21 protein-coding genes and 1 pseudogene are annotated in these 25704 nt (G+C 70.3%); 11 read left to right on the forward strand and 11 right to left on the reverse strand.

Translation table 11 applies throughout. The annotated features are described in order from the left end of the window. Positions 1–69: 69 nt before the first annotated feature. From ACGFZA_RS19870 to ACGFZA_RS19885, 4 genes are all read right to left on the reverse strand, one after another. Entirely contained in the window at positions 70–1431 is a 1362-nt protein-coding gene (locus ACGFZA_RS19870) for a diaminopimelate decarboxylase (protein ID WP_393680618.1), read from the reverse strand. Positions 1432–1731: 300 nt separating this feature from the next. Next, entirely contained in the window at positions 1732–3366 is a 1635-nt protein-coding gene (locus ACGFZA_RS19875; protein WP_393680620.1) for a PucR family transcriptional regulator, read from the reverse strand. A gap of 58 nt (positions 3367–3424) precedes the next feature. After that, complete coding sequence (locus tag ACGFZA_RS19880) at positions 3425–4222, reverse strand: family 1 encapsulin nanocompartment shell protein (protein ID WP_393680622.1); 798 nt, start codon at positions 4220–4222, stop codon at positions 3425–3427. Next, entirely contained in the window at positions 4219–5292 is a 1074-nt protein-coding gene (locus tag ACGFZA_RS19885) for a Dyp-type peroxidase (protein WP_393680624.1), read from the reverse strand. The genes ACGFZA_RS19880 and ACGFZA_RS19885 overlap by 4 nt, the downstream gene beginning before the upstream one ends. Positions 5293–5535: 243 nt before the next feature. On the opposite strand from ACGFZA_RS19885, the pseudogene ACGFZA_RS19890 reads away from it, so the two are divergent. The 9 genes and pseudogenes from ACGFZA_RS19890 to ACGFZA_RS19930 form a co-directional block, all read left to right on the forward strand. Next, positions 5536–5727: pseudogene (locus ACGFZA_RS19890) on the forward strand (MerR family transcriptional regulator); the annotation flags it as partial. A gap of 244 nt (positions 5728–5971) precedes the next feature. Further along, a complete protein-coding gene (locus tag ACGFZA_RS19895; RefSeq protein ID WP_393680626.1) occupies positions 5972–6667 on the forward strand; it encodes a type 1 glutamine amidotransferase domain-containing protein in 696 nt (231 codons plus the stop codon). Between the two features lie 137 nt (positions 6668–6804). Beyond that, a complete protein-coding gene (locus ACGFZA_RS19900; protein ID WP_393680628.1) occupies positions 6805–6948 on the forward strand; it encodes a hypothetical protein in 144 nt (47 codons plus the stop codon). An 8-nt stretch (positions 6949–6956) separates the two neighbouring features. Further along, entirely contained in the window at positions 6957–8480 is a 1524-nt protein-coding gene (locus ACGFZA_RS19905; protein WP_393680630.1) for a gluconokinase, GntK/IdnK-type, read from the forward strand. 322 nt (positions 8481–8802) lie between these two features. Further along, a complete protein-coding gene (locus ACGFZA_RS19910; protein ID WP_393681336.1) occupies positions 8803–9597 on the forward strand; it encodes an SDR family oxidoreductase in 795 nt (264 codons plus the stop codon). A 37-nt stretch (positions 9598–9634) separates the two neighbouring features. After that, positions 9635–11104, forward strand: coding sequence for a cytochrome ubiquinol oxidase subunit I (locus tag ACGFZA_RS19915; protein WP_393680632.1), 1470 nt, complete (start codon positions 9635–9637; stop codon positions 11102–11104). Beyond that, entirely contained in the window at positions 11101–12159 is a 1059-nt protein-coding gene (locus tag ACGFZA_RS19920; RefSeq protein WP_393680634.1) for a cytochrome d ubiquinol oxidase subunit II, read from the forward strand. The genes ACGFZA_RS19915 and ACGFZA_RS19920 overlap by 4 nt, the downstream gene beginning before the upstream one ends. Before the next feature lie 48 nt (positions 12160–12207). Further along, a complete protein-coding gene (locus tag ACGFZA_RS19925; protein ID WP_393680636.1) occupies positions 12208–13974 on the forward strand; it encodes a cation:proton antiporter in 1767 nt (588 codons plus the stop codon). Positions 13975–14098: 124 nt separating this feature from the next. After that, complete coding sequence (locus ACGFZA_RS19930; RefSeq protein ID WP_393680638.1) at positions 14099–15391, forward strand: DUF2254 domain-containing protein; 1293 nt, start codon at positions 14099–14101, stop codon at positions 15389–15391. 70 nt (positions 15392–15461) lie between these two features. On the opposite strand, the gene ACGFZA_RS19935 is transcribed toward ACGFZA_RS19930, so the two are convergent. The 5 genes from ACGFZA_RS19935 to ACGFZA_RS19955 form a co-directional block, all read right to left on the reverse strand. Beyond that, positions 15462–15788, reverse strand: coding sequence for a hypothetical protein (locus ACGFZA_RS19935; protein ID WP_393680640.1), 327 nt, complete (start codon positions 15786–15788; stop codon positions 15462–15464). Between the two features lie 73 nt (positions 15789–15861). Then, positions 15862–16473 carry a S8 family serine peptidase gene (locus ACGFZA_RS19940; RefSeq protein ID WP_393680642.1) on the reverse strand — a complete coding sequence of 204 codons (612 nt, stop codon included), beginning with the start codon at positions 16471–16473 and terminating at the stop codon, positions 15862–15864. Then, a complete protein-coding gene (locus tag ACGFZA_RS19945) occupies positions 16457–16798 on the reverse strand; it encodes a S8 family serine peptidase (protein WP_393680644.1) in 342 nt (113 codons plus the stop codon). The genes ACGFZA_RS19940 and ACGFZA_RS19945 overlap by 17 nt, the downstream gene beginning before the upstream one ends. 168 nt (positions 16799–16966) lie before the next feature. Then, complete coding sequence (locus ACGFZA_RS19950; RefSeq protein WP_393680646.1) at positions 16967–17395, reverse strand: hypothetical protein; 429 nt, start codon at positions 17393–17395, stop codon at positions 16967–16969. A gap of 266 nt (positions 17396–17661) precedes the next feature. Next, positions 17662–19026: a glutamate decarboxylase gene (locus ACGFZA_RS19955; protein ID WP_393680648.1), complete on the reverse strand. Its 1365-nt coding sequence runs from the start codon at positions 19024–19026 to the stop codon at positions 17662–17664. 300 nt (positions 19027–19326) lie between these two features. On the opposite strand from ACGFZA_RS19955, the gene ACGFZA_RS19960 reads away from it, so the two are divergent. Further along, positions 19327–21174, forward strand: a complete 1848-nt coding sequence (locus tag ACGFZA_RS19960) for a glycoside hydrolase family 15 protein (protein ID WP_393680650.1) — start codon at positions 19327–19329, stop codon at positions 21172–21174. Between the two features lie 205 nt (positions 21175–21379). Here ACGFZA_RS19960 and gndA read toward each other — a convergent pair whose 3' ends face one another. Further along, on the reverse strand, positions 21380–22819 hold the full coding sequence (gndA, locus tag ACGFZA_RS19965; protein WP_393680652.1) for an NADP-dependent phosphogluconate dehydrogenase: 1440 nt from the start codon (positions 22817–22819) through the stop codon (positions 21380–21382). A 716-nt stretch (positions 22820–23535) separates the two neighbouring features. Here gndA and ACGFZA_RS19970 point away from each other — a divergent pair. Continuing rightward, positions 23536–24129: a TetR-like C-terminal domain-containing protein gene (locus tag ACGFZA_RS19970; RefSeq protein ID WP_393680655.1), complete on the forward strand. Its 594-nt coding sequence runs from the start codon at positions 23536–23538 to the stop codon at positions 24127–24129. Positions 24130–24428: 299 nt separating this feature from the next. Here ACGFZA_RS19970 and ACGFZA_RS19975 read toward each other — a convergent pair whose 3' ends face one another. Further along, on the reverse strand, positions 24429–25538 hold the full coding sequence (locus tag ACGFZA_RS19975) for an RICIN domain-containing protein (protein WP_393680657.1): 1110 nt from the start codon (positions 25536–25538) through the stop codon (positions 24429–24431). Between the last annotated feature and the right edge of the window lie 166 nt (positions 25539–25704).

Raw genomic sequence — 25704 nt, forward strand, 5'->3', positions numbered from 1 at the left:
ACAGTACATGGCTACTATGTACATGGCTACTAAATACGAGAGGCCGGATCGACGGCGGTCCGCGAGTGCTCAGGAGCGCAGGCTCAGCAGGGCGTCCACGTGCTCCAGCCCGCTCTCCGCCGCGATCGAGTCCAGCGACTGCCCGTCGCGCACCGGGGCGAAGCGGACCGCAGGGCCGCCCTGCCCGGCACCGGCCGCCGTGGCGAATCCGTACACCGCGGGCCGCGGCAGGCTGTTGTAGGCCCATGGTGTGGAGAAGTAGTACGCGCCCGTGTCGTACAGCACGACGTAGTCGCCTGCCCGCAGTTCGGGCAGCTCCCGGGCGTGCGCGACGACATCTCCCGCGAAACAGCACGGGCCCGCGACGTCCTGGACGAGCGGCGGTCCGGCCTTCGGAAGCCCGTCGGCGTCGAACGCGCCGACCCGCAGCGGCCAGGCGTCCGGCATGAAGACGGTACGGGTGGCGGTCTGCGCCCCCGCGTGGGTGAGCGCGATCCTGCGCCCTCCGGCGTCCTTCGTGTACTCCACCAGCGCGCCGATGAAGCCGTTCTTGGCCAGCAGCGACCGGCCGAACTCGGTGACGAGCTCGTACCGCCCGTCGAACAGCCCGGGCACCGCCCCGCGCAGTGCGGCCACGTAGGCGGCGAAGGTGGGGCGGACCGTGTCGTCGTCGAAGTTGACCGGCAGCCCGCCGCCGATGTCGAGGCCGGTGACCTGCCGGCGGCCGAGCCGGGTGTTGATCTCCTCGGCCAGCCGGTACGTCTCGCCGATGCCCGCCGCGATCAGCTCCAGGGAACAGCCCTGAGAACCGACATGGGCGTGCAGACGGGTCAGCCACGGGTGGGCCGCGAACGCCTCCACGACCCGCTCCCGTGCGCCGGGATCCCGCAGCGCCACGCCGAACTTGGAGGTGGCCGTCGCCGTGCTCATCGCGCCGATGGAGCCGCCGCCGACCTGGGGGTTGACCCGGAGTCCGACGGCGGACCGCGCGTCCGACGGCCGCAGCGAGGCGATCCGGTCCACCTCGTCGAAGTTGTCGGCGTTGAGAGCCACCCCGAGGGCCAGCGCCCAGCGGATCTCGTCACGCGTCTTGGCGGGGGAGTCGAGGACGATCTTCGACGGCGCGAACCCGGCGTCGAGCGCGATCCGCAGCTCGCCCGGGCTCGCGACCTCGCAGCCCATGCCGCACTCCGCGAGCAGCCGCAGTACGGGCACGAGAGACGCGGCCTTCGCGGCGAAGGTATGGAGCACGCCCGGCACCCCCGCGAACGCCTCATGGAGGGCGGCGACCGAGTCGCGGACCCCGTCGGTGTCGACGAATCCGACGACCGGGCAGGACTCGCCGAGCAGGCCCTCGGCGACGGCGTGGCGGACCGCGGCCGCGACACGGGCGGACGAGGACGGGGCGCTGGGGAACGCGGAAAGGCTCATGGGATCAGAGTCGGTGATGGTCGCCCCACAGTCTCTGTCCGGCAGGACAGCATCGGTGCGGGTCCTTGTCCGGATGGCCAACGAACCGTACGGACCACGGCCAACCTAAGCGCTGTCCCGTAATCCCTGGCGGGCGCACGACGACAGCTACGGCACCTCTCCCCCGTAGCCTCAACGGCATGGGGGACCCCCTCCGTTGTCGGAACGTCCGCATACCTCCAGTATGCGGACGCCCCTCCGCCTTGCGATGCACCGCATCCGACGCCGCGCGCCGATCCACCAGGGATTACGGGACAGCCCTTAGCCGGTGAGGCGGACGGCGAGCGTGATGAGCAGCCGGGTGTCGCGGTCGTCCAGATCCACGCCGAACCGTTCCCGGGCGCGCCGCAGCCGGTACCGCAACGTGTTGGGGTGCACCACCAGCCGGGCCGCCGCCCGCGCCACATCGCCCGACGCGTCGAGATAGGCGGCCAGCGTACGGACCAGCTCACCGCCCGACGCCAGATCGGCCCGCACCAGCTCGTGCACCGGCCCACCGCCCGCTTCCCACACCGGCCGGACCGCGTCCAGAATCCGCGCGATGTCCAGCGAGGGACCGACGGCCGCAGCGTCCGCGTACCTGTCCGCACCCGCCCCGTCGTCGCGGGCCACGCGCTCGCGCAGCACCCGTACGATCAGCGCGGCCTCCTCGCACGAGGCACGTACCCCCAGCGCGGTGGCGGCCACCGGCCCGGCACCGGCCAGGACCGGGTTGCCACCGGGCAGCGACGGGGCCAGCTCGGCGAGCTCCCGGGCCAGGCGCAGCGCGTCGCGCTCGTGCCCCGTGCCGACGGGCAGCAGCGCGAGCAGCCGGTCATGGTCGCGCAGCACCTGCACCGAAGGACGGTAGGACACGGCGTGCAGCGCGAGCACATCGAGCGTGCGGTCCCCCACGGCCGGGCCCGTACCATGCCGTTCGACGACGACCACCGCGCAGGCCGCATCGGGCGAGAGCCCCAGGGACCACGCGTGGGTACGGGCGTCCCCGTCCCCGTGCAGCAGACCGCGCAGGGCGACCTCCCGGCGGCGCGCCGCTCCGCTCTCGCTCAGCCGGTGCCGCACCAGAAGGGGCGCGGCGACCTCCGCTGCCCGGCGCAGCGCCTCGGCGGCGTGCGGGGACAGGGCGCGCCCGTCCGCGGCGGCCCAGATGGAGCCGAGTACCTCGGGGCCGCCGCGGACCGCGATGATCAGGCGCTCAGGGCCGTCCGCGTCCGCGGCCCGGTGGATCACGTCCCGCGATGTCCACAGGGCCCGCAGCATCCCGCTCCGGCGCAGCTCGGCGACCCGCCATTGCGGGACCCGGCCGCCCAGGATCGTCGACCGGCGCAGCCCGTCCGCCTCCGGGCCGGTGGCGGAGTGGGCCAGTACCCGGAACCGCGTGTCCTCGATGGTGATCGATCCCCCCGTGTACTCGGCGACCGCCGCGGCCAGCGCCGACAGGCTCTCCGCGCCACCGGCCGTGATGCCCGGCCCCCCGTCGTCGAGGCCCGCCCGTGCGCAGGCCAGCGCGGACCGCAACAACGCTGCGGTGTCCGCCCAGTCGGTCCACTCCGCACGGGTCAGCAGAGCGACCCCCGTCTCCTCGGCGGCGGCCAGCACCTCGGGGGCGACGGCCGCCCCCTGCGTGTCGCGCAGCACCACGCCCGACGCGCCGCGGCCGGCAGCCTCGCGCACCGGGCCGGCGGCCTCTGCGGAAGAGGCCGGCATACCCACCACCAGCACGAGGCAGCCGTCGAACGGCCGCGCGGCACCCTCGTCGCCGACCGCCACACCCCGTACCCCCACGTCGAGGCCCGCCGGGACCAGCACCGCCCGCAGGGTCGCGCAATCGTCGAAGGCCAGGACCTCGCGCAGCGCGACCAAGGGCTCCGGTGAAGCGGGCGTACGGCTCGTCATGGCAGCCGAGCATACGAGCGGCGGGTTCTGCGGGCATTTCCGCGGGACCCGCCACCGCTCAGGCGATGATCGGGACCACGGCCTCCGGGGTCAGCATCCGGAACGTGAACGACTGGTGGAAGTACAGCCGGATGTCGGTCGCGTCGTGGTCCTGGTAGCCGATGGACAGATCCTCGCCCAGGCACAGTTCGAAGTCGCCGCCCCGGGTGGACAGGAGCACCCCGCCCGCGACGGCGGGGGCCCACAGGATCTGGTCGTCCAGCAGCCGGGCCAGGTGCGTGGAGACGGGATAGCCGTGGTCGGACGTCTCGGTCGCCTCCGTGAACGCGTCCGCGCCCAGAAGCAGCCGGTACGGCCCGTCCACGCCGGCAAGACGGAGCCGGGTCAGTGCCTGGCTCACCGTGGCCGGATAGTCGCGCGCATCGGCGGGCAACGGCAGTGCGCTGTGCGACGAGCCGTCCCGCAGACCCGCGATCCCGGCCGCGGCGTAGCCGTCGATGATCGCCATGTCCTCGGCGAACGCACAGGTCCGGGCCGCGTCCTTGACGGGCTGCCAGTCACTGTCGTCAGAGCCGCGCTCGACATCGTCGACGGCCGCCCGCGTCACGGTGAACGGCACCCGCCACTCGATGACCGGCATCGAGGTACGGGCGCGGGCGACGACGTCCGGGGTGGGCGGATCGATGTCGCGCAGATGGCCGTCGCCGACCGCAGCCAGCTGAGGCCCTTCCGGACCACTGACGTCGATGACGCGGCGGCCGGCCAGATGGCGGCTGAAGGTGCGCCGGGCCTCCTCTTCGATCTGGTCCCAGGCGGCCTGGGGGACAGGGGCGAGTTCGCGATGGAGGTTGTTCATCTCTGGGCGCTTTCTTGCAGGCTGCCGATGCGCAGCGAACCGTCCCTGGCCACCGGCGTGACCACGGCCCGCGCCACAGGCGCGGACGCCGGCTCCGGCTGCGGCGCGGCCTCGGCGGAGGCGGGGGGCGGAGGCGGGGCGCCGAGGAAGTCGGCGCCGGGGGCGTGGAAGAGCGTGCCGGTGACCGCGGTCGAGAAGTCGAGGATGCGGTCGTGGGTGCCGGGCGGGTCGCCGAGGAACATGTTGCGCAGCATCCGTTCGGTGACGTCCGGGTCTGCGGCGAAGCCGATGAAGTACGTGCCGAACTCGCCCTGCCCGAAGTTCCCGAACGGCATGTTGGCGCGCAGGATGTCGCGCTCCGTGCCGTCCGGATCGGTGATGGTGTTCAGCGCGACATGCGAGTCGGCGGGCTTGACGTCGTCGGCGAGCTCGACGTCGGTGAACTTGGTCCGCCCGATCACCCGTTCCTGCTCCTCGGTCGTCAACGCGTTCCACGAGGTCAGGTCATGCAGGTACTTCTGTACGACGACGTAGCTGCCGCCCGCGAACGCGGGGTCCTCGTCCCCCACGAGTGCCGCCGAGCGGGCGTCGTCACCCACCGGGTTCTCGGTGCCGTCGACGAACCCGAGCAGATCCCGGTGATCGAGGTACCGGAACCCGTGCGTCTCGTCGACGACCCTGACCGCCCCGCCCAGCCGGTCCAGCAGCTGTGACGCCCACTCCCAGCAGACGTCCATCCGCTCGGCCCGGATATGGAACAGCAGATCGCCCGGGGTGGCGGGGGCGTGGTGGCGGGCGCCGTGCAGTTCCTGGAACGGGTGCAGCGAGGCCGGGCGCGGGCCCGAGAACAGCCGGTCCCAGGCGTCGGAGCCGAACCCGGTCACGCACACCAGCCCGGCATCCGGATAGCGGAAGCCGATGGAGCGGGCGAAGGCCGCCAGATCCGGCAGCGCCTCGAGGACGATGGGCTCACCACCGGGCTCGATCGTGGCGACCAGGATCAGTGCCGCACTGGTCAGCGGTGCGACGACGGGCTGCGCCGGGGCCGGTTGCTCGGTGATCTCGGGCATGCGGCGGCTCCATGAGCTGGCTCGGCGGTACGACACGGTGGAACACAGCCCCGGCGCAGTTGCGGCGAGCGGGGCCCGCTGCCACTTACCCACACCCCGGGCAGCGCCGCACGTGGGGTCACCCGTCCGGGCGACGGGCGCGCCGACGACGCCGGATCTCAGCGGCCGGAACCGGGCGGCCGGTGCCGGACCGTCGGCGGACCGGCTTGTGTCTCCCCCCGGGGGAGACACCAGAGTGGGCACATGAACGGCGACACGCATCTCTCGATCGGCGAGCTGGCCCGGCTGACGGGACTCACGGTCAGGACCGTCCGCTCGTACTCGGACCGCGGGATCGTGCCGCCGGACGGCCGCACCGCGGCCGGCCACCGCCGCTACGGGCCGGACGCCGTGGCGCGTCTTCAGCTGGTGCGGACGCTGCGTGAGCTCGGACTGGACCGGACCGGGCCGGCGTGGGGGACCGGCGGCCGGCTGGGGTCCGCCGCGCCGGTGGCAGCCGTCTGCCTCATTCCCGTCATCCCATGGGATTCCCTGCCGCTCTGCTCGCGATCCGTGCGGGGCCTGGTGAGTGCGTGGCCGTACCGTCGGATCCGTCGGCGTGACGGCGGTCCGGATCCGGGCCGCCGGAGCGCGTAGCCCTTCCGGGTGCAGAGCGCCCCGGCCCGCCGAAAGATGTGACATGGCAAAGATCCTTTTCGTTGTGACCGGGTCCGACCACTGGACGCTGGCCGACGGCACCGCGCACCCGACCGGCTTCTGGGCGGAGGAGGTCGTCGCCCCGTACGAGCGCTTCCGGGCTGCCGGACACGAAATCGTCGTCGCCACCCCCGGTGGAGTGGTGCCGACCGTGGACCGGGGGAGTCTGGCCCCCGAGTTCAACGACGGCCAGGAGAACGCCGACAAGATGGCGGCGTCCGTCGCGGGCATGGCCGAGCTCCGGCATCCGCTGAAGCTGGAGGACGTGGACCCGGCGGACTACGCGGCGGTGTTCTACCCGGGCGGGCACGGCCCGATGGAGGATCTGGCGGTGAACGCCGACTCCGGCAGGCTGCTGACCAGGGCGCTGGAGTCGGGTATGCCGCTCGGCGTCGTCTGTCATGCTCCGGCGGCCATGCTGGCCGCCACGAAGGACGACGGCACCAACGCGTTCGCCGGGTACCGGCTCACCGGTTTCACCAACGCCGAGGAGAGCCAGGCAGGCTTCGCCGACCAAGCCGAGTGGCTGCTTCAGGACCGCCTCGTGGAGGTCGGCACCGACTTCCAGGAGGGCGAGCCGTGGACCCCGCACGTGGTCGTCGACCGCAATCTGGTGACCGGCCAGAACCCGGCATCGGCCGGCCCGCTCGCCGACGAACTGCTCAAGAGCATCGGCTGAAGCCGGCCGCCCTCGCCGGATCAGCCCGCGCCCACCTCCGACCGGCCCGACTCCCTCCCACCCGAGATGCGCCACCGGGCATCGTGGCCGAGATTGGGGACACCGCCGCACCGCCGGCGTGACACGGAAGGACCTGCATGACAAGCGACCGCACGGCACTTTGCGCCGCTGTTCCGGTGGTCTTCGGCGGCGTGATGATGCTGTTGCTCGCAGGTATCCCGGCGTTCGCCGAGGACCACGTCCGGGCCGTGCGCACGGCCCCCATGGCTCGGAGGGGCTGACGTCCGGCATGTCGACAGACGCCGCCCGTGACGAGGCCTGCGGACCGCCGCCCCGCTCCGTACTGATCGTCGGTATGTCCGGCTCCGGCAAGACCACAGTGGGCCGGCTTCTTGCCGAGCGGCTCGGCTGGTCGTACCGGGACGCGGACGAGTTCCACTCCGCAACGGCCCGCGCCGAGATGGCAGCCGGTCAGGCTCTCACGGACAACGATCGCGAGCCCTGGCTGGATGCCATTTCCGCATGGCTGGACCACGAGAACGCCGCGGGCCGGCCGGCTGTCGTCACCTGCTCCGCCCTCAAGCGCGGCTATCGGGACCGGCTGCTGCGCGGAAGGCCTGAAGTGCGTCTGGTGTATCTGCATGGCTCACCGGAGCTGATTCGCTCCCGGCTGTCGGACAGGCGAGGCCACTTCTTCCCGGTGAGCCTGCTGGACAGTCAGATTGCCGCTCTGGAGGAACCGGAACCGGACGAGTATCCAGTGGTGGTGGAGATCGATCAGCCGCCGGAGGCGATCGTGGCCGCGCTGGCCTCGCTTCTGCTTCACGACGCCCCGGCAGATGGCCGGGAGCCCCATGGGCGCGCCGCGGGCCCCCCGGCCTCGTCCACCGTGACTCCCGCCAGCCCGACAGGCGATCAATGGACCCTGAGGTGGCGGGGGCAGCAGGCCGTCGTGGTCCAACTGGGCGCGGCCCTGCGCCACTACGAAGTGGACGGGCGGACCCTGCTGGACGGCTTCGCAGCCGATGCCCCCATCACCGGCGGGAGAGGGCAACTGCTCGTCCCCTGGCCCAACCGTATCGGTGAAGGCCGCTACCGCTTCGACGGCGCCGACCTGCAACTCCCGCTCACCGAACCCGAGCAGGGCAATGCCATTCACGGCCTGGTCCGCTGGGTCCCGTGGCAGTTGCAGGCCCGAAGCGCCCAATCGCTGCGGCTGGGTACGGTGCTCCGTCCGCAACCGGGCTATCCCTTCATGCTGGACGTGACCGCCGAGTACCGGCTGGGACCCGCCGGCCTCGACGTCATGGTTTCGGCGACCAACGTGGGTGACGGACCCGCTCCCTATGGTGTGGGGCAGCATCCGTATCTCACGCTCGGCACCGGACCGGTCGACACGGTTGTGCTGACAGTGCCCGCACGGGCCCGCTTCCTCACGGACGAGCGGGGCCTGCCGATCGGCCGGGAACCGGTCGAGGGTTCGGACTTCGACTTCCGCACGGCTCGCTCCATCGGCTCCCGACGGCTGGACACCGCCTTCAGCCTCGACCGCGCCGACGGCGAAGTGGCTGTCGTACGGCTGGAGCACCCCTCAGGGGCTCACGGAGTGGACGTCCGGCTCGGCGAGGGCACTCGATACGTGCAGATCTACACGGGCGACACGCTTGCGGAGACCGAACGCCGCCGGGGCGTCGCGGTAGAGCCCATGTCATGTCCGCCGGATGCCTTTCGCAGCGACGCGGGACCCGACGTACTGGAGCAGGGTGAGACCCACGTCCTTCGATGGGGCCTCACGGGATGGCAGTCCTCATGACCGGGTGCGGGCCCTCCGGGATTCTTCCTCGCACGGCGGGGCGGTCTGCCGTGCGCACTGCCGGCGGATGTGCCCTGCGGATCGACGGCCACCGGCGCGAGCCCGTGAGCCGAGTACCAGGCGCCACGGCTGGGCTGAGCGGGGGAAGCCGTTGCGCTCAATGGCTCAACACGGTTCCGCCGGGGCTCCCGCCGCGCTCGTCCGGTGATTACGTGATCGCCGTCTGCCCGGCAGCGGCCCGGCGGACCGGAACGGCGCAGCGAGGAGACAAGGCATCGTGGATTCCCACGGCGAGGCAGCGCGGGGTGTTCTGCCGGCCAACTTGCTGAAAGGTCAGACAGCACTGGTGACCGGAGCCAATTCTGGCATCGGCAAGGCCACTGCCATCGGACTGGGCCGGGCCGGCGCCGACGTCGTGGTCAACTACGTGAGCGGCCGTGACACCGCCGAGGAAGTGGTCGAGGAGATCGCCTCGTTCGGGGTGCGCGCGGTGGCCCACGAGGCCGACGTGTCGCAGGAGACCCAGGTGATCGCGATGGTGGACCGCACGGTCCGGGACTTCGGGACCCTCGACATCGTGGTGGCCAATGCCGGTATGCAGCGGGATGCCAAGTTCACCGACATGACTCTCGCCCAGTGGCAGAAGGTCCTCGACGTCAACCTCACGGGCCAGTTCCTGTGCGCACGGGAGGCGGCCAAGGAGTTCCGCCGGCGAGGGGTGGTCCCGGAGGTGTCCCGCGCGGCCGGGAAGATCATCTGTATGAGCTCGGTGCACCAGCTCATTCCCTGGGCCGGGCACGTGAACTACGCCTCCTCCAAGGGCGGCGTGCAGATGATGATGGAGACGCTGGCCCAGGAGCTCGCACCGGAGAAGATCCGGGTGAACGCCGTTGCCCCAGGGGCGATCAAGACCCCCATCAACCGCAGTGCGTGGGAGACGCTGGCGGCCCGGGAGGCCCTGCTGCGCCTGATCCCCTACGACCGGATCGGCGACCCCGAGGACATCGCCCACGCCGTGGTGCTTCTCGCGTCCGACCTCATGGACTACGTCGTGGGGACAACTCTCTACGTCGACGGCGGAATGACGCTCTTCCCCGGGTTCGCCACCGGCGGCTGACCCCTTTCGCAGGCCCCGAAAAGCAGTGAAGGCGGTTATGCATACCTCGGTCCACCTGCTGGCGACCGCTCCGGACCAACTCCTGCCGGCCCGGGAGCTCATGGCCTTCACCCTGGCGTCCCACATCATCCTGGTCCCCTTGGGCGTTGCCCTCCCCCTGATCACCCTGGTCATGCACTACCGCGGGCTGCGCCACAAGGACGCGACAGCCCTTCTGCTGGCGCGGCGCTGGTCGGCGGTCATGGCGGTCCAGTTCGCCGTGGGTGTCGTCACCGGCACGGTGCTCTCCTTCGAATTCGGTCTGCTCTGGCCGGGGATGATGGGCCGGTGGGGTGATGTCTTCGGGATCGGTTTCGGGGTCGAGGCCTGGGCGTTCTTCCTCGAAGCGGTCCTCATCGCCATCTATCTGTACGGATGGCGGCGGCTGAAGCCCCGGACGCACTTCCTGCTCGGGCTGCCGCTTCCGGCGGCGGCACTGTTGGGGGCGTTCGGCATTTTGGCGGCCAATTCGTGGATGAACACACCGCGTGGCTTCTCCCTCGACGCCGGCGGAAAGCCGGTGGACGTGAACATCTGGAAGGCGATCTTCACGCCGATGTTCGGGCCGCAGTACTGGCACTTCGTCGTGGCCATGCTGCTGACCGCGGGCTACATGGTGGCCGGCGTCTACGCGGTCGGCCGACTGAGGGGACGCCGTGACCGCTACCACCGGCTCGGCTTCGCTGTTCCGTTCACCATCGCCGCGGTGGTGACCCCGGTGCAGTTCGTCCTGGGCGACTCCATCGCCCGGTCGGTGTTCCACAAGCAGCCCGTGAAGTTCGCGGCCATGGAGATCGTCTGGAAGACCGACACCCGCGTACCGGAGTACCTGTTCGGCCGCCTTCACACCGACGGTTCCATCTCGGGCGGTATCAGGGTTCCGCTGCTCGACTCCTTCCTGGCCGGCTTCAGCGCGGACACCGAGGTCGTCGGGCTCACCTCCGTCCCGGCGGACCAACGGCCGACAGCCGTCCAGGCGACGATCGCGCACTGGGCCTTCGACATCATGGTCCTCATCGGCTCCGCCCTGGTGCTCCTCGCGCTCTGGTACGGCCTGGTCTGGCTGCGGCACCGCAGACTTCCCGATTCCAAGTGGTTCTACCGCAGTGCGGCCTGCGCCGGTCCGGGGGCGGTGGTGGCTGTCGAGTGCGGCTGGGTCGCGACCGAGGTGGGGCGGCAGCCCTGGATCGTCTACCAGAACATGCGCGTCGCCGAGGCAGTCACGTCGACGCACTCGACCGCACTGTGGACCATGTTCGGCCTGGTGATCGTCGTCTATCTGTTCATCTTCGGCTCGCTCCTCGCCGTCCTGCTCAAACTGCGGACCCGCTGGCGGCTCGCCGACGCGCAGCAGGCCACCGGACGGACTGCGGACGATCCGGAGACGGACAGTCCGTATGGACCTCGTGCGGCTGTCCCCGCAGGTGACGGCAGCGGCGTGGCCTCGTCCCGGAGTGACCGGCCGTGACGGCCGACCTGATGGCAGTCGTACTGCTGCTGGCCATTGCCGCGTACACCTGTGCGGGCGGTACGGACTACGGGGCCGGCTTCTGGGATCTGACAGCGGGAGGCAGCGAACGCGGCAGGCGGCCGCGATGGCTCATCGATCACGCGATGGCGCCCGTATGGGAGGTCAACAACGTCTGGTTGATCTTCGTCTTCGTCATCATGTGGACCGGCTTCCCCACGCTCTTCCAGGCCGTGTTCTCCGCGATGTGGCTGCCACTGGCGCTGGCCGCCGTCGGCCTGGTCCTGCGTGGTGGCGGCTTCGCCTTCCGAAAGGTCGTCCGCCGGCTCACCGAGCGGCGGCTCTACGGTGCGGTGTTCGCCCTGTCCTCGGTCGTGACGCCGTTCTTCCTCGGCGCCGCCGTGGGCGGGGTCGCGTCAGGCCGCGTGCAGCCCGGTACCCAGGCGTCCACGGACGCCTGGGCCAACCCCACCTCCCTCATGTTCGGCCTGCTGGCCGTCGCGGCGACGGCCTTTCTGGGAGCCGTCTTCCTGACGGGGGATGCCCGCCGCTTCGACTCTCCCGACCTGGTCGCCTACTTCCGGCGGCGCGGGTTGCTGAGCCTCACCGGGCTCGTCGTGCTGGTGGTGATCACCCTGTTCGTCACCCGCGACGACGCACCGCACATATGGCACGGGCTCACCCACGGGGCGGGACTGGCCTTCGGCATCGCCGCCGGAGCCGCCTCCGTCACCGCGGCGTGGCTGCTTGTGCGGAGACCGGGAGGCTGGGCCCGCGCATCGGCCGTTGGAGCCGTCGCCTGCGCGGTCCTCGCCTGGGGCATGGCCCAGCGCCCGTACCTCCTCCCGCCCTCGATGACCGTCGCCGAAGGCGCCGGCGCATCGACCACGCTGACCTGGCTGGCGTTCGTCACCCTGGTGGCGCTGGTGATCGTGGTCCCGGCCGTCGTCTTCCTGTACTGGCTCGACACCAGAGGCGATCTCGAAGAGCTCAGCGAGGCCGATCTGCGCCGGGGCGGTGATCCCGAAAGCGGCGGCGGGGCCGGCCCCGCCTGATCGTCAGCACGGTCCCATCACGCCAGGTCTCAGCCGAAAGGAGTTGCTGTGACGGACGACGAGATCTACCTCGGAATCACACTCACCCTGATCCTCGCCACCGGGTCGCAGATCCTTGCGAGCAAGCTGCGCGTGCCCGCTCTCATCATTCTGCTGCCCGCGGGGTTCACAGCGGGCGCGCTGACGGACGTCGTTCACCCCGACAAGGTGATGGGGCAGAACTTCGACGTCCTCGTGTCCATGTCCGTGGCGGTGATCCTGTACGACGCCGGTCTCGGGCTCAACCTGCGCAAGCTCACCGGCCGCACACGGTGGATCGTGGGACGGCTGCTGCTGCTCGGAGTGATCGTCACCTTCCTGGTCACCTCGGCCGTGGCGCCGGCGATGTTCGACATGCCTCTCAAGGTCGCCGCGATGCTCGGCGTGATCCTGGTCGTCTCCGGCCCCACGGTCGTGGGCCCCATCCTCGACGTCGTACGGCCTACGGACAAGGCGCGCCGCATCCTCATCTGGGAAGGGACGCTCACTGACCCGATCGGTGGCATCCTGGGCGCGCTCGTCTTCCACGCCATCGCCTCCACCCACCGGGTCGACATCGGCCGGGGCTACCAACTCGGCCAGTTCGCCCTCAGCCTGGCTGTGGGGCTGATCGGCGGGGCCGTAGGGGCGGCGCTGCTCTGGCTGACCCTTCGCATGTTGCGACTCGGCGAGACGCTCGGGACGCTGGCGCAGTTGGCCACCGTGATCGCGGTGTCCGCCGGCGCCGACATCATCAGGGACGACACGGGACTCATCGCCGCCATTGTCACGGGTCTTGCCGTCACCAACCTCAAGGGTTTCGACATGCCGGCACGGCGCCCCTTCTTCGAGACGCTGGCGCAGTTGATCATCGGCGTGCTGTTCATCTCGATCTCCGCCACCGTCACGCCGGCCTCCCTCGTGCCCGTCCTCCTCCCGGCCCTCGCCCTCATCGCCGTCCTGGTCCTCGTGGTGCGGCCTCTCGTGGCCTACGTATCTACCGCGGGCTCCGGTCTGTCCATGGGCGAGAGGGCCTTCGTGGGCTGGATGGCCCCTCGCGGGATCGTCGCCGCGGCCACAGCTACCGCCTTCTCCGCGAACCTCGTCGACAGGGGAGTCGACGGGGCCGCCAGGATCCTTCCCGTCACGTTCCTGGTGATCGTCGGAACCGTCCTTCTGTACGCGCTGACCGCGGCACCGGTCGCCAGAAGGCTGGGCGTCGTCAGACCTGTCGGCACCCGGATCCTGCTCGTGGGCGGTGAACCATGGGTGGTGGATCTGGGAAGGAGCCTGCGATCAGCCGGCCTCGACCTGCTGATGTGGGCCGGCCTCGCGCAGGAGCGGCAGCGGATTGCGGACGCGGGTATCGCACTCGCCACGGGTGATCTGCTGGCTACGGCCACCAACCCGGGGGCCCGGCTGGAAGGAGTGACTGCGGTGTTCCTGGCCACGGACGACGACGACTTCAACGCGCTCGCGTCGGTCGTGATGCAGGACAGCGTCGAAGGGCCCGTCTACCGGGTCGGGCCTCCCCATGACAGCCACGGAGTCGTGGCTCCCTACACCGGCGGGGACATCCTCTTCGGCAGGTCGCTCGTCCGCCACGCGTTGGCTGCGCGGTACGAGGCGGGCGCGCGGTTCCTGGTCCAGCCTGCCTCCGCCCCACGGCCGCCGGGGAGCGAGACCCTCTTCGTGGTACATGAGGACCTGCGGCTGGAACCCGTCACCGAGAGGCGGCGGGTCGCCCCGGGCGAAGACGACAGCGTTGTGCTGCTGACCATCGGCACCGAGCGATGAGGCCTGCTCGTCCATGCGCCGCTCACCGGACGGTGGAGCGGCTGCACCAGGACGGAGCCGGCCGCAAGGACGTGGGCCGCGCCGCGCCGCCGGAGAGCCGGCCGGCCGGAGGAAGGGGTGCCGGATGCGCACCATGATGTCCTGGTCCTCGGCATTCCGACTGCGGCAGTACGCGAAAGCGAGCCTGTGGATCATGCCGCTGATCGGCCTCGTGCTGGGAGTCGTCCTGGCCGAATTGGCCATCAACGCTGACAGTTCGGACTGGCCGCCCAGTGGATGGCGCTATTCGGCGACCACGGCCAGTGGAGTTCTGAGCTCCATCGTCGGAGCGATGATCGCCCTTCTGGGATTCGTGGTGACCATCGGTGTCCTCGTGATTCAGCAGGCCACGGGAACACTGTCCCCGAGGTACATGCGGCTTTGGTACAGGGACCGGCTGCAGAAGACCGTGCTGGCCACGTTCACCGGCACATTCGCGTTCGCCTTCTCGCTGCTGCGCAGTATCGAGTCGAACTCGGTGCCGGACCTGGGCGTCACCCTCGCCGGCGGCGCCGTGGCAGTCAGCCTGTTGCTGCTGCTCGTCTACCTCAACCGCTTCACGCACAACCTCAGGCCGGTCGCCATCGCCGATCTCGTCGGCCGCATGGGGGAGGACGTCTTCGAACGCGGAGCCGGAAGGGTCAGGGCCTCGGCGCCGGACAGCGGTGAAGCCGTGGAACCGGGCGGACCGGTGGCCGTGGTCCGCGCGAGGGAGGGCGGTGCCATCCAGGCCCTCCACACGACGGGCCTCTTGTCTGTCGCCGCGCGCCATGACTGTGTGCTCTCGGTGCCCCATGTGATCGGCGATTACGTCCCCCGAGGCGCCGTCCTCGTCGAGGTCCGTGGCGGCACGTCCGTGCCCGACAGCCGCCACGTCACCGGCCTCGTCGCGCTCGGTCCGGAGCGGACGATCGAACAGGACCCGGCCTTCGCTCTGCGGGTGCTGGTGGACATCGCCATCCGCGCGCTCTCTCCCGCTGTCAACGACCCCACCACCGCCGTACAGGTCCTCAACCACATCGAATCGTTCCTCACCGTGGTCGGCCAGTCCCCGCTTCCCGGACGGTACGTGCTGGCCGGGGCCGACGGGAGACCGCGGCTCGTGCTGCGGGGGAGATCGTGGGAGGCCTGCCTTCAGCTCGCTGTCTCCGAGATCCGCGACTACGGGGCAACATCCGTGCAGGTCTGCCGACGGCTGCGCCGGCTGTTCGACGCACTGCTCGACAGCCTGCCGCCCATCCATCATTCGGCGATCCGGGCAGAAGCGGATCTCCTGCGGGAATCGGTGGAACGGGCGTTCCCCGACGCGGCTCGCCGTTCCACCGCGCAGACCGCCGACAGCCAGGGTGTGGGCGGAACGTGCCGGCCCGATCGGTAGCCGGTGACCCGACCTCCGGACACCCCGGAGTCCGCCTCACTGCTCCCCGCGCCGGGGGCCTGAGCACCACTCAGCGGGACTCCACCCAGCCGTGCCGGACGGCGTGGCCGCCGAGCTGCATCCGGGTCCGGACTCCGGCGATATCCATGAGGCGGCGCAGGCGTCGGTGCAACGTGCGCGGCGAGAGTCCGAGTTGCGTTGCGGCTGTCGGGTCGGTCAGGCCTGCCAGCAGCAGGGCGAGGAACCTCCGGTCGAGGTCGGTCGGGCCTTCCGGGCCGCGTTCGACGGTGGGTTCGGCTTCCCCGCCGGAGCCCGAGAGTTCGAGCGGGTGCGCGGTGCGCCATACGGTCTCGAACAAGGCGTCCAGCGCATCCAGCAGGCCGCTGCGGTGCAGCACACGGCGCCAGGGACTCCAGCCGGTGTGACGGCGAGTGGGACGAGGCCGAGGTCGGCGTCGGCCAGCACGAGTTTCATCGGCAACCCGTCGGCGACACGCAGTTCCACGCCGTTGCGCAGTGATTCGATCGCGTCGGCGATGATGCCCGGCTCTGCCAGCACGGCCCGGTCCAGCACCACCCGGAAGTGCACGCCGCGGCCGATGGCCATGGGTCCGGGTGCTGCTGCGCCAGGACCGCAGCCGCGCCGGCCAGGTGCGGGGTGGCCATCGAGGTGCCGCTGAGGGTGCGGTAGAGGCCCTCGCCGCCGTCGGTCATCTCCTGCGAGCGGGCCGCGGTGATGTCCACGCCGGGCGCCGCGATGTCAGGCTTCATGCCGCCGGAGTAGGCCAGCGGACCGGTGCTGGAGAAGGGGGCGAGCTGGTCCTGCGTGTCCGTGGCTGCCACGGTCAGCGCCGAGGAGGCCGCGCCCGGTGCGGAGACGCTCTCCGGGCCGGCGTTCCCGGCGGCGATGACGAACAACGTGCCGTACTGCGCGGACAGCGCGTCGACCGTCTGCGACATCGGGTCGCTGCCGTCCGTCGGGTAGGTGTCGCCGAGGCTCATGTTGACAACGTCCGCACCGGACTCGGCGGCCCACTGCATGCCCGCCATGAACCAGGAGTCCTGGCTATAGCTCCGCGCCACTGAGCACCTTGCCCACGAACAGGTCGGCGCCCGGGGCGACGCCCCTGTTGTCGCCTCCGGAGGCCGCGCCCGAACCGACGATCGTACTGGCCACATGGGTGCCGCGCCCGTTGACGTCGGTGACGCCCTCACCGGGCACGAAGCTGACCGTGCCGTCGATCAGACCGGCGAAGTCGGGGTGGTTGACGTCGATGCCGGTGTCGAGCACGGCGACCTTGACGCCCTTGCCGGTGTACCCGGCCGCCCACGCCTCGGGCGCGCCGATCAGCGGCACGCTGTCCTTCAGGCCGGCCTTCACACGACCGTCGAGCCACAGCTTGGTCACCCCCGCGCCCAGCTTCGCGCTGCCTTGCGGTGCGACGGTGTTCCAGAAGGTGCGGGCCTCCTGCTTGTCGGTGCTGAGCGCGGCGCCGTGGATGCCCTTGAGCCTGCGGGTCGTTCTGCTGCCGCGAGGGGCCGCCGGTTCCGCGGCCGAGCGGGACTTCGACTGGGCCTACGTCGCGATCAGTGGCACCGCGGCCACCTTCGCGTCGTCGTACTCCATCTCGATCAGATCGGTGACGTTGAACAGCCGGCGGTCGAGCCTGCCCGTGCCCGACAGCGGTGCCGCCTCGTCCGGTATGACGAAGAGGTCACCTTTGACCGACTGGACCTTTACTCCGCCGACGGCCGTGTCAGGCCGGTCGACGTCGGCGGTCTGTTTGCCGTCGGCCGACGTGGTGACGGTGACGACGCCGCCGGTGACCAGGGTGACCTTGTGGGTTGCCGAGGGCCTGGCGGGGACGGTGGGCCTGCTCGGAGCGGCCAGTGCGGGCGCTTGCGGAATGGCGAGCACCGACTCCAGGAGCGGGACCGCGGTGGCGGCCGAGATCAGCTGCCAGCGTCTGCGCCGGAAGGCGGATGACTGAGAGGGGGAGGACATGGCATGGGTCTACCGGCCGGCTGCGTACGACGTGAAGGCCTGAAGGCGGCAAGTCCGCGCCCATGGCAAGGACTTGCCGGTCGCAAAGAGCCGGAACCCGGGCAAGCTGCTTGCCGGCGCCGACGTTCCGTCCTCGACGCGAGCGCAACACCGCTGTCGACCGCCCGCGGCCCGGGGAACCGACGGGCGGCTCACGGTCCGAAGAGGGCGAGGGTGGCGAGGACGCTCCGGAGCGGGACGGCAGGTGCCACAAGGGCGGCTGTGCGTCAGTAGCCGGTACCGCGCTTGACCTGGGCCCGCTCGATTCCGTGGGTCGCACCCTTGCCGTCCAGGGTGCGACACGCATCGGAAATGTCCTGGCTCAGGCGATCGATCTGCTCGCGGCTCAAGGTTTCCTTGACCAGGGCACGCATGATCTTCACCCGCTCCGCGTTCGGCGGGAGGGTATAGGCTGGCACCATCCATCCGCGCTCGGCCGAGAGCTGCCAGGCGACGTCGGACTCGTCGTAGGGGTGTTCGCCGGCGAGCCGGAAAGCAACCAGGGGCAGCTGTTCGAGGTCGCTGCCGATCACTTCGAAGCGGCCACTGCTACGCAGGTTGTCCGCCAGCGCTTGGGCGTTCTCCTGCATCACCTTCATGACATAGGTGTAGCCCTGTCGGCCGAGCCGCACGAAGTTGTAGTACTGCGCGAGCACCATCGACGCGCCGGTGGAAAAGTTCAGTGTGAACGTCGCGTCGGTCTTGCCCAGATAATTCTCGTAGAACACAAGGTCCTTGGCAAGGTCGGACTCCTCACGGAAGATCAGCCAGCCGATCCCGGGGTAGACCAGACCGTATTTGTGCCCCGAGACGTTGATCGAACGGACCTGCTCAAGCTGAAAGTCCCATTTCGAATCCGGGTAGAGGAAGGGCCACACGAATGCGCCGCTGGCGCCGTCGACATGGATCGGGATGTCGAGGTCCCGCTCCTTGCGTACGTCGCGCAGGAGTTTGTCGATTCCGACGACGTCGTCCTTGTGCCCGGTGAACGTGGTGCCGAGAACTGCTACGACTCCGATCGTGTTCTCGTCGAGGTGGGGCTCGACGTCCTCCGGGCCGATCGTGTACTTGCCCTCGGAAAGCGGCACGATCCGGGGCTCGACGTCGAAGTAGCGGCAGAACTTCTCCCATACGACGTGGACGTCGCCGCCGAAGACCAAGTTGGGCCGGTCTGCCGAGAGATGGGCAGCCTCGCGCCTCTCGCGCCACTTCCACTTCAGCGACAGCGCGCCGAGCATGATCGCCTCGGACGAGCCCTGGGTACGGCAGCCGGTCGTTCTGCCGGGCGCGTGGAAGAGATCGGCGAGCATGCGCACGCAACGCTGCTCGATCTCGGCGGAAATGGGGTATTCCGCATGGTCGATAAAATTGCGGTGGAGGTTCTCGGCAATGAGCCGTTGCGCCTCCGGCTCCATCCAAGTGGTGACGAACGTGGCGAGGTTGCGTTGCGGGTCGCCTTCCATGGCGAGATCCACGTCCACGAGCCTCATTGCGTCCGTCGCGGCCATGCCTCCCTCGGGGAAGTGATCCGAGGGAGCGGGTGCGGTGAGAAACCGATTACCGAAGAGGGCCGCGTCGTCGCGCATCGTCATGCGACGATTCAAACAGTTCCGAAGCCTGGCTCCGGGCGGGACACACCGAGGCGCGGTAGTGAGGCTTCGTTCATCGAGAGGCCCGCTGTCGCGGCCGTTTCGAGGACGCTCTTCTCCAGGGGGAAGCGCGGCAGGGCAGCAGATACTGGGAGAAAGGCCGCGGCGGCCGGAAGGCCTTGGGAGGTGCATTCCTCGATCACCGAAATCGGAGCCCTCGCCGCGACCTCGCGATATGGCTCCGCCAGGCTGGAGCGTGCTCACTGGCCTAGGATTGTCATTCGGGGTCGAAAGGGGATCAAGATGGATGAATACCCCCTGATCGAGGACCACGGCCTGATCGGTGATCTGCAGACCGCCGCCCTCGTGAGCACCGACGCGACGATCGACTGGTTCTGCTGTCCGCGTTTCGATTCCCCCAGTGTCTTCGGCGCCCTGCTCGACCGAGAGCGGGGTGGCCACTTCACCGTCAGGCCGGCTGCGGAGACCTACACGACGAAGCAGCTGTACCACCCGGACACCGCCGTGCTGGTGACGCGGTTCATGACGGAAGCCGGAGCCGGCGAGGTGGTCGACTTCATGCCGGTGACCGGCACGGCCGCCACCGATCGACACCGTTTGGTCCGCATGCTGCGCTGTGTCCGCGGCAGCATCACGTTCGAGGGCGAGATCGCTCCGCGCTTCGACTACGGTCGTCAGCCGCACGAGTTGCACATCACGGAGCATGGTGCTCGGTTCGCTTCGCGGGACATGGACCTTGCCGTCCATGCCGTCCGTGAGCCGCAGGACGAGCGGTTGCTGACCGTTCGCCCGGGTGACAACGATCTGCGCTTCACCGTGAACCTGCGCGCGGGGCAGCAGCGCGGGCTGATCATGGAGTCCTCTCCCGGAGGGCCGCCGCACGAAGTCGGGGAAGCGGAGTTCGAGCGGCTCTTCGACGAGTGTGCTCACTTCTGGCGCTCGTGGCTCAGCCAGTCCACCTACACGGGGCGTTGGCGGGAAGCGGTGGAGCGGTCAGCCGTGACTCTGAAGCTCATGACCTACGCGCCGACGGGCGCTCTGGTCGCCGCCCCCACCACGGCGCTGCCCGAGCAACTGGGCGGAGAGCGGAACTGGGACTACCGGTTCACCTGGATCCGTGACGCGTCGTTCTCCGTGTACGCCCTGCTCGGCATGGGTTTCAAGGAGGAGGCGGCGGCGTTCAACAGCTGGCTGCACGACCGCGTGAAGGAGGAGGCCGGCCAAGGAGACGGTGCCGGGCCGCTGAACATCATGTACCGCGTCGACGGCTCCTCCGACATGGTCGAGGAGTCCCTGGACCATTGGGAGGGGTACTGCGGTTCCGCCCCGGTCCGCATCGGCAACGGAGCAGCGACCCAGCGACAGCTGGACATCTACGGCGAGGCCCTCGACAGCATCTATTTCGCGCACCAGCACGGGATGCACCTCGACCACAGGGGCTGGACGGCGCTCCACACCCTTCTCGACTGGCTGGTCGAGAACTGGGACCGCCCCGGTGAAGGGCTCTGGGAGACCCGTGGCGGCCGCAAGGACTTCACCTACGGGCGTGTGATGTCCTGGGTGGCCTTCGACCGTGCCATTCGGATCGCCTACGACGACGGCCGCCCCGCCGCCCGCGGTCGCTGGGTGGAAGCGCGGGACGAGATCTACGCGCAGGTGTTCAGGCGGGGATGGGATCCGAACAAGCGGGCCTTCGTCCAGCACTACGGCGACGATGTGCTCGACTCCTCGCTGCTGCGTATGCCGACGGTCGGCTTCATCACGCCCGACGATCCGATGTGGGCATCCACGCTGGACGCGATGGAGCACGAGCTGGTCAGCGACAGTCTGGTCTACCGCTACAACCCGGAGGCGTCACCGGACGGGCTGCGGGGCTCCGAAGGGACCTTCTCCCTGTGCACGTTCATGTACGTCGATGCTCTGGCGCGGGCCGGACGTACCGACCAGGCGAGGCTCGTGCTGGAGAAGATGCTCACCTACGCCAACCATCTGGGCCTCTACTCCGAGGAGATCGGTCTGACGGGGCGGCAGTTGGGCAACTTCCCGCAGGCCTTCACTCACTTGGCCCTGATCGACGCGGCGATCACCTTGGACGCGAAGCTGGGCGGCGTGCGCAGGGGAGGGATGTAGCGGTACGGGTCCGCCCTCGGCCGGAACGGCGGATCCGCGTCGGAGACCCCCATCCGGGGGCCGGGCCACGGGTCTCGCGAGAGGGCTGAGCCGGGGGCTTCTCACGGGTCCTCCACTTGCACGAAGGACCCGGAGGACGTCCGCCCCGAACCCCGGCCCCTCGTCGCTTCCGGCAGGTGCCGCGACGCGGGGCCGGGGACGCCGGTCAGCTTTCGACTTCGGTCTTGTCGCCGCCCCAGAGCGTGTGGAAGACGCCGTCGCGGTCGACGCGGTGGTAGGTGTGTGCGCCGAAGTAGTCGCGCTGGCCCTGGGTGAGGGCAGCGGGGAGGCGCTCGGCGCGCAGGGAGTCGTAGTAGGCGAGCGTCGCGGCGAACGCGGGGGTGGGCACCCCCTGGGTGACGGCGGTGGCCACCACGGTGCGCCAGCCGTCCTGTGCGGCAGCGATCTCCTCGGCGAAGCTCTTGTCGGAGAGGAGGCTCGGCAGCTGGGGCTGGGCTTCGTACGCGTCGGTGATCCTGTCGAGGAACGCGGCCCGGATGATGCATCCGCCGCGCCAGATCGAGGCGACCTTCCCGAGGTCGACGTTCCAGTCGTATCGCTCGCTGCCGGCCGCGATCTCGTGGAAGCCCTGGGTGTAGGCGACGATCTTCGAGGCGTACAGCGCCTGTTCGACCTGGTCGGCGAATGCTGCCGCCTCGTCCTTGCCGAGCGGGCGGGCGGCCGGTCCGGCGAGGTGGCGTGAGGCATCACGGAGCGAGGCGTGACCGGACACGGAGCGGGCGAAGACGGCCTCGGCGATTCCGGAGACGGGAACGCCCAGGTCGAGGGCGATCTGCACGGTCCAGCGGCCGGTTCCCTTCTGTTCCGCCTGGTCGAGCACGACATCCACGAAGGGCTTTCCGGTCACCGCATCCACATGCGAGAGCACCTCTGCGGTGATCTCGATGAGGTACGAGTCCAGGCGTCCGGTGTTCCAGGTGCGGAAGGTCTCCGCGATCTGCGCGGGGGAGTACCCGGCCACGTCGCGGAGCAGCTGGTACGCCTCGCCGATGAGCTGCATGTCCGCGTACTCGATGCCGTTGTGGGTCATCTTCACGAAGTGGCCGGCGCCGTCGGGCCCGATGTGCGCCACGCACGGGGCGCCGTCCTTGGCCTTCGCGGAGATCTTCTCCAGCATCGGTCCGAGGGAGTCGTAGGACTCCTTGCTGCCGCCCGGCATGATGCTGGGTCCGTTCAGCGCGCCCTCCTCACCGCCCGAGATGCCCGCGCCGACGAAGTGGACGCCGCGCTCGCGCAGCTCCTTCTCGCGGCGCCGGGTGTCCTCGAAGTGGGCGTTGCCGCCGTCGATGATGACATCCCCCTCGTCCAGCAACGGGGCGAATTCCTGGATGACCGCATCCGTCGGTTCGCCCGCCTTCACCATGACGACCAGTCGGCGCGGCCGTTCGAGTGCCGCGACGAACTCCTCCGGCGTGTGCGCGGTGACGAAGGTGCCTTCGTCACCGAACTCCTTCACCAGGGCGTCCGTCTTCGCCGACGTGCGGTTGTGCACCGCGACCGTGTAGCCGTTGCGGGCGAAGTTGCGGGCCAGGTTGCGGCCCATCACCGCGAGTCCGGTGACGCCGATCTGTGCAGTGCCGCTCATCTGTCTGCTCCTGCGATCTCGGGGAAACGGGGAGACCGGGCCGGTGGAGGCTGGGGCGGGGCCCGGAGTGCTGCGATGTCCAGTATGGATAGCGGGGCCGGGGACGGCCTGTTCAGTATCCGGACGGCGGGCGACTTCGCCACTTGGAGCTCGTTCGACGGCCCCGAGGCTGTGCTCGGCGCACGAGCGGGCCGGTCGCAACCGTTCGCGTCGCACCGTCTCGGCCCCGGCGGCCCTGTCCTTGCCGCTCGGGCGTGCCGGGGCGGACGTTCCGCGGGCCAACGCCAACAGACGGTGCCGAGGCCGTGGTTCACCAGGGCTTGACACTCGCTCAACGGCGGCGCGAGACTGACCATGCCCGGGAGAGCGCTCTCCCGGTCCGCCCGGAACGCCTCGGACCAGGCGCACACTGCCTGTCGGTGTGCTCAGGGCGCCAACGAGAACGTCTGCCCGGCCTCCCGCCCGGTCGCGTCGGACCGGACGGACCCGGACCGCTGTACCGCGCTCGACGGGGAGTGCCGACTCCGACCGGGCCATGCACGCCGTGCCGTCCCACTCCCCGCTGTCGGCACGGTGCACAGGCCCGCGGTGGCCACGGAACGACGTGGCCACCGCGGGCCTGCGGCGTTCTCGGCCGGACCGCCCGCCTGTGTATATTCGGAGAGAAGCTAAAGGTCCTAGGGGCAGCCCTGAGGCAGTACAGGGTGGGGGCGGGGATGGTCCGTGCGGGGCTCACGACCGACCGGGTCGTGGCGGCTGCTGCCGACCTGGCCGATTCCATCGGCTTCGGCAAGGTCACTCTCTCCGCGCTGGCCCGCGGCTTCGGCGTCAAGGACGCCAGCCTCTACTCCCACGTCAAGAACCTCCAGGACCTGCGCACCCGCGTGGCGCTGCTCGCCGCCGCCGAGTTCATCGACCGGATCGAGGCGGCCGTGGCCGGCCGGGCCGGGAAGGACGCACTGATCGCCTTCGCCGACGCCTACCGGTCGTTCGCGCTGGAGTGCCCGGGCCGCTACGAGGCGACACGGATGCGCGTCGACCCCGCCGTCGTCGCCGAAGCGCCCGCGTACCACCGGACCATTGCGACCACCTCGGCCATGCTGCGCGCGTACGGCCTGACCGAACCCGACCTCACGGACGCGGTACGGCTGCTGCGCAGCACCTTCCACGGGTTCACCTCCCTGGAGGCCGACGGCGGCTTCGGCGCGCCGCGCTCCGTGCAGGTGTCCTGGGAGCGTGCGGTCGAGGCCCTTCACTTCCTGCTTGCCAACTGGCCTTCGGCGACCGGCGGGGCGGAGCACGGCGCGTGACGCCGTAGGACCCGTTCCCTTCCCGGGTGACAGCGGGGGCCGTGGCGCGCGTACACCGTGATGACCGAACCGTGGGGCGTACGCGCAGGTCACGCCCTGAAGAGGTCAGCGGGATTCTGCCTCTTAGGCCGGGCCGGGGCGCAGCCCTCCACCGCGGCGCCGGGCGGTGAGGCGACGGTTGCGTCCGACCGGTCCGGTGGGCGTACCGGAACTGCCGGAATGCTGTGGTGGTCGGGCGACTGCACGGGCTGCCGTGCCGGCGACCTCGTGATCGTTGTCTCCGGCCGACGCGCCCGCCGTCAGCCCGAGGCCGAGGGCAGCGCGCTCGCTGCCGGTGCGGTTGCCGGCGTCAGAAGGAAGTGCTGGGCGGTGCTGCCGGTGCAGCGCCCGGCGACCGCCACGGCCGACGCGGCCCCGGGATCCGTACCCGAGATGCCGATGCACCGCCCGTCGCTCGCGGACCGTATCCGGTACGGCGTGGTCCGCGCGCTGCTCGATGCGGGCGTCCCGGCCGTGTCGACCCGCTCGAAGGTGAAGACTTGGGTGTTCCTGTCGCTGCGACAGTCGTCCCAGGGTTCGAGCAGCCCGCCCGCGACAACGGTCAGGCATCCCCAGCCATGCACCGGATGCGCCCACTTGACGAGGAAGCGGCCGCCGCCGAGCGGATCGAGTCTGGTGTACGGGGGCGTGGACCGAGCGCACGCGCGCTGCACGGCGACGGTGTCACCGCCGGGCCCGCGGCCCTCGGTCACGCACAGGCCGGTGGCCCGGACCGGCCGGATGCTGTACCACCCGGATGCCGGTTCCTGGGATGCGGGCGCGGTCACCGCGGGATCCTCGCGCCGATCGTCCGGCAGGATCAGCCAGGAGACGGCGCCCACCAGGAGCAGGACGGACAGCGACACCGACAGACGCGTCGCCAGGGCACGGTTGCGATACCACCGTCGCCGCGGTGCCGCTCCGGGCTCCGACTGGTCGGCAGGGTGCCCGGCGCCCTCCTCCACGCCCAGATCGTGCGCACCGCCGACTCCGGACGACCCTCCGGCGTCGTCGCCGTCGGCCGCAGGCGACAGAGCGGCCCGGCCCTCACGGACGGGAAGCGCATGCACCGTACCGGTTGCGGAACCACCGGGCAGGACAAGGCGGTTACGGGATCGGAGCCAGGCCTCGGCATGTTCGCCCGCGCCGCAGGCGTGGACGAAGGCATTCAGCATGTGGGGCCGCGGCAGCGCCTGTCTGCGCAGGACGTCTGCGATCGTGCTGCGCGGAAGGACCCGCCCCTCCCGTTCGGCGCGCTCTTCGAGTTGGCGGTACGTCAGTCCTGACGCGTCCTTGAGCCGCTTCATCATGACGACGAACTGCTCGACGCTGTCCGCGCGTTCGGGCTCCACGCCCCCCGTGGTGTTCATGGTTCCATCCTTGGCCCTCCGTCCGGCGGGCAGCAAGGGGGCTCGGGGCGGCACGGGGCTTTGTCCGAAAGGCGGCGGTGACCAGCCAGGACAGGACCGGCCTGTCCGGGACAACGGGCATCCCTTGCCGGACGGAACACCGGCCGAGCAGTGTCGGTGCTGCCGG

Source organism: Streptomyces sp. NPDC048211, assembly GCF_043202315.1.
Classification (GTDB): Bacteria; Actinomycetota; Actinomycetes; order Streptomycetales; family Streptomycetaceae; genus Streptomyces.

Bases quoted from the DNA above. Each gene is read 5' to 3' on its own strand.
- ACGFZA_RS19870 (WP_393680618.1), bottom strand. From the start codon at position 1,431: ATGAGCCTTTCCGCGTTCCCCAGCGCCCCGTCCTCGTCCGCCCGTGTC.
- ACGFZA_RS19875 (WP_393680620.1), bottom strand. From the start codon at position 3,366: ATGACGAGCCGTACGCCCGCTTCACCGGAGCCCTTGGTCGCGCTGCGC.
- ACGFZA_RS19880 (WP_393680622.1), bottom strand. From the start codon at position 4,222: ATGAACAACCTCCATCGCGAACTCGCCCCTGTCCCCCAGGCCGCCTGG.
- ACGFZA_RS19885 (WP_393680624.1), bottom strand. From the start codon at position 5,292: ATGCCCGAGATCACCGAGCAACCGGCCCCGGCGCAGCCCGTCGTCGCA.
- ACGFZA_RS19895 (WP_393680626.1), top strand. From the start codon at position 5,972: ATGGCAAAGATCCTTTTCGTTGTGACCGGGTCCGACCACTGGACGCTG.
- ACGFZA_RS19900 (WP_393680628.1), top strand. From the start codon at position 6,805: ATGACAAGCGACCGCACGGCACTTTGCGCCGCTGTTCCGGTGGTCTTC.
- ACGFZA_RS19905 (WP_393680630.1), top strand. From the start codon at position 6,957: ATGTCGACAGACGCCGCCCGTGACGAGGCCTGCGGACCGCCGCCCCGC.
- ACGFZA_RS19915 (WP_393680632.1), top strand. From the start codon at position 9,635: ATGCATACCTCGGTCCACCTGCTGGCGACCGCTCCGGACCAACTCCTG.
- ACGFZA_RS19930 (WP_393680638.1), top strand. From the start codon at position 14,099: ATGCGCACCATGATGTCCTGGTCCTCGGCATTCCGACTGCGGCAGTAC.
- ACGFZA_RS19950 (WP_393680646.1), bottom strand. From the start codon at position 17,395: ATGTCCTCCCCCTCTCAGTCATCCGCCTTCCGGCGCAGACGCTGGCAG.
- ACGFZA_RS19955 (WP_393680648.1), bottom strand. From the start codon at position 19,026: ATGACGATGCGCGACGACGCGGCCCTCTTCGGTAATCGGTTTCTCACC.
- ACGFZA_RS19960 (WP_393680650.1), top strand. From the start codon at position 19,327: ATGGATGAATACCCCCTGATCGAGGACCACGGCCTGATCGGTGATCTG.
- gndA (WP_393680652.1), bottom strand. From the start codon at position 22,819: ATGAGCGGCACTGCACAGATCGGCGTCACCGGACTCGCGGTGATGGGC.
- ACGFZA_RS19970 (WP_393680655.1), top strand. From the start codon at position 23,536: ATGGTCCGTGCGGGGCTCACGACCGACCGGGTCGTGGCGGCTGCTGCC.
- ACGFZA_RS19975 (WP_393680657.1), bottom strand. From the start codon at position 25,538: ATGAACACCACGGGGGGCGTGGAGCCCGAACGCGCGGACAGCGTCGAG.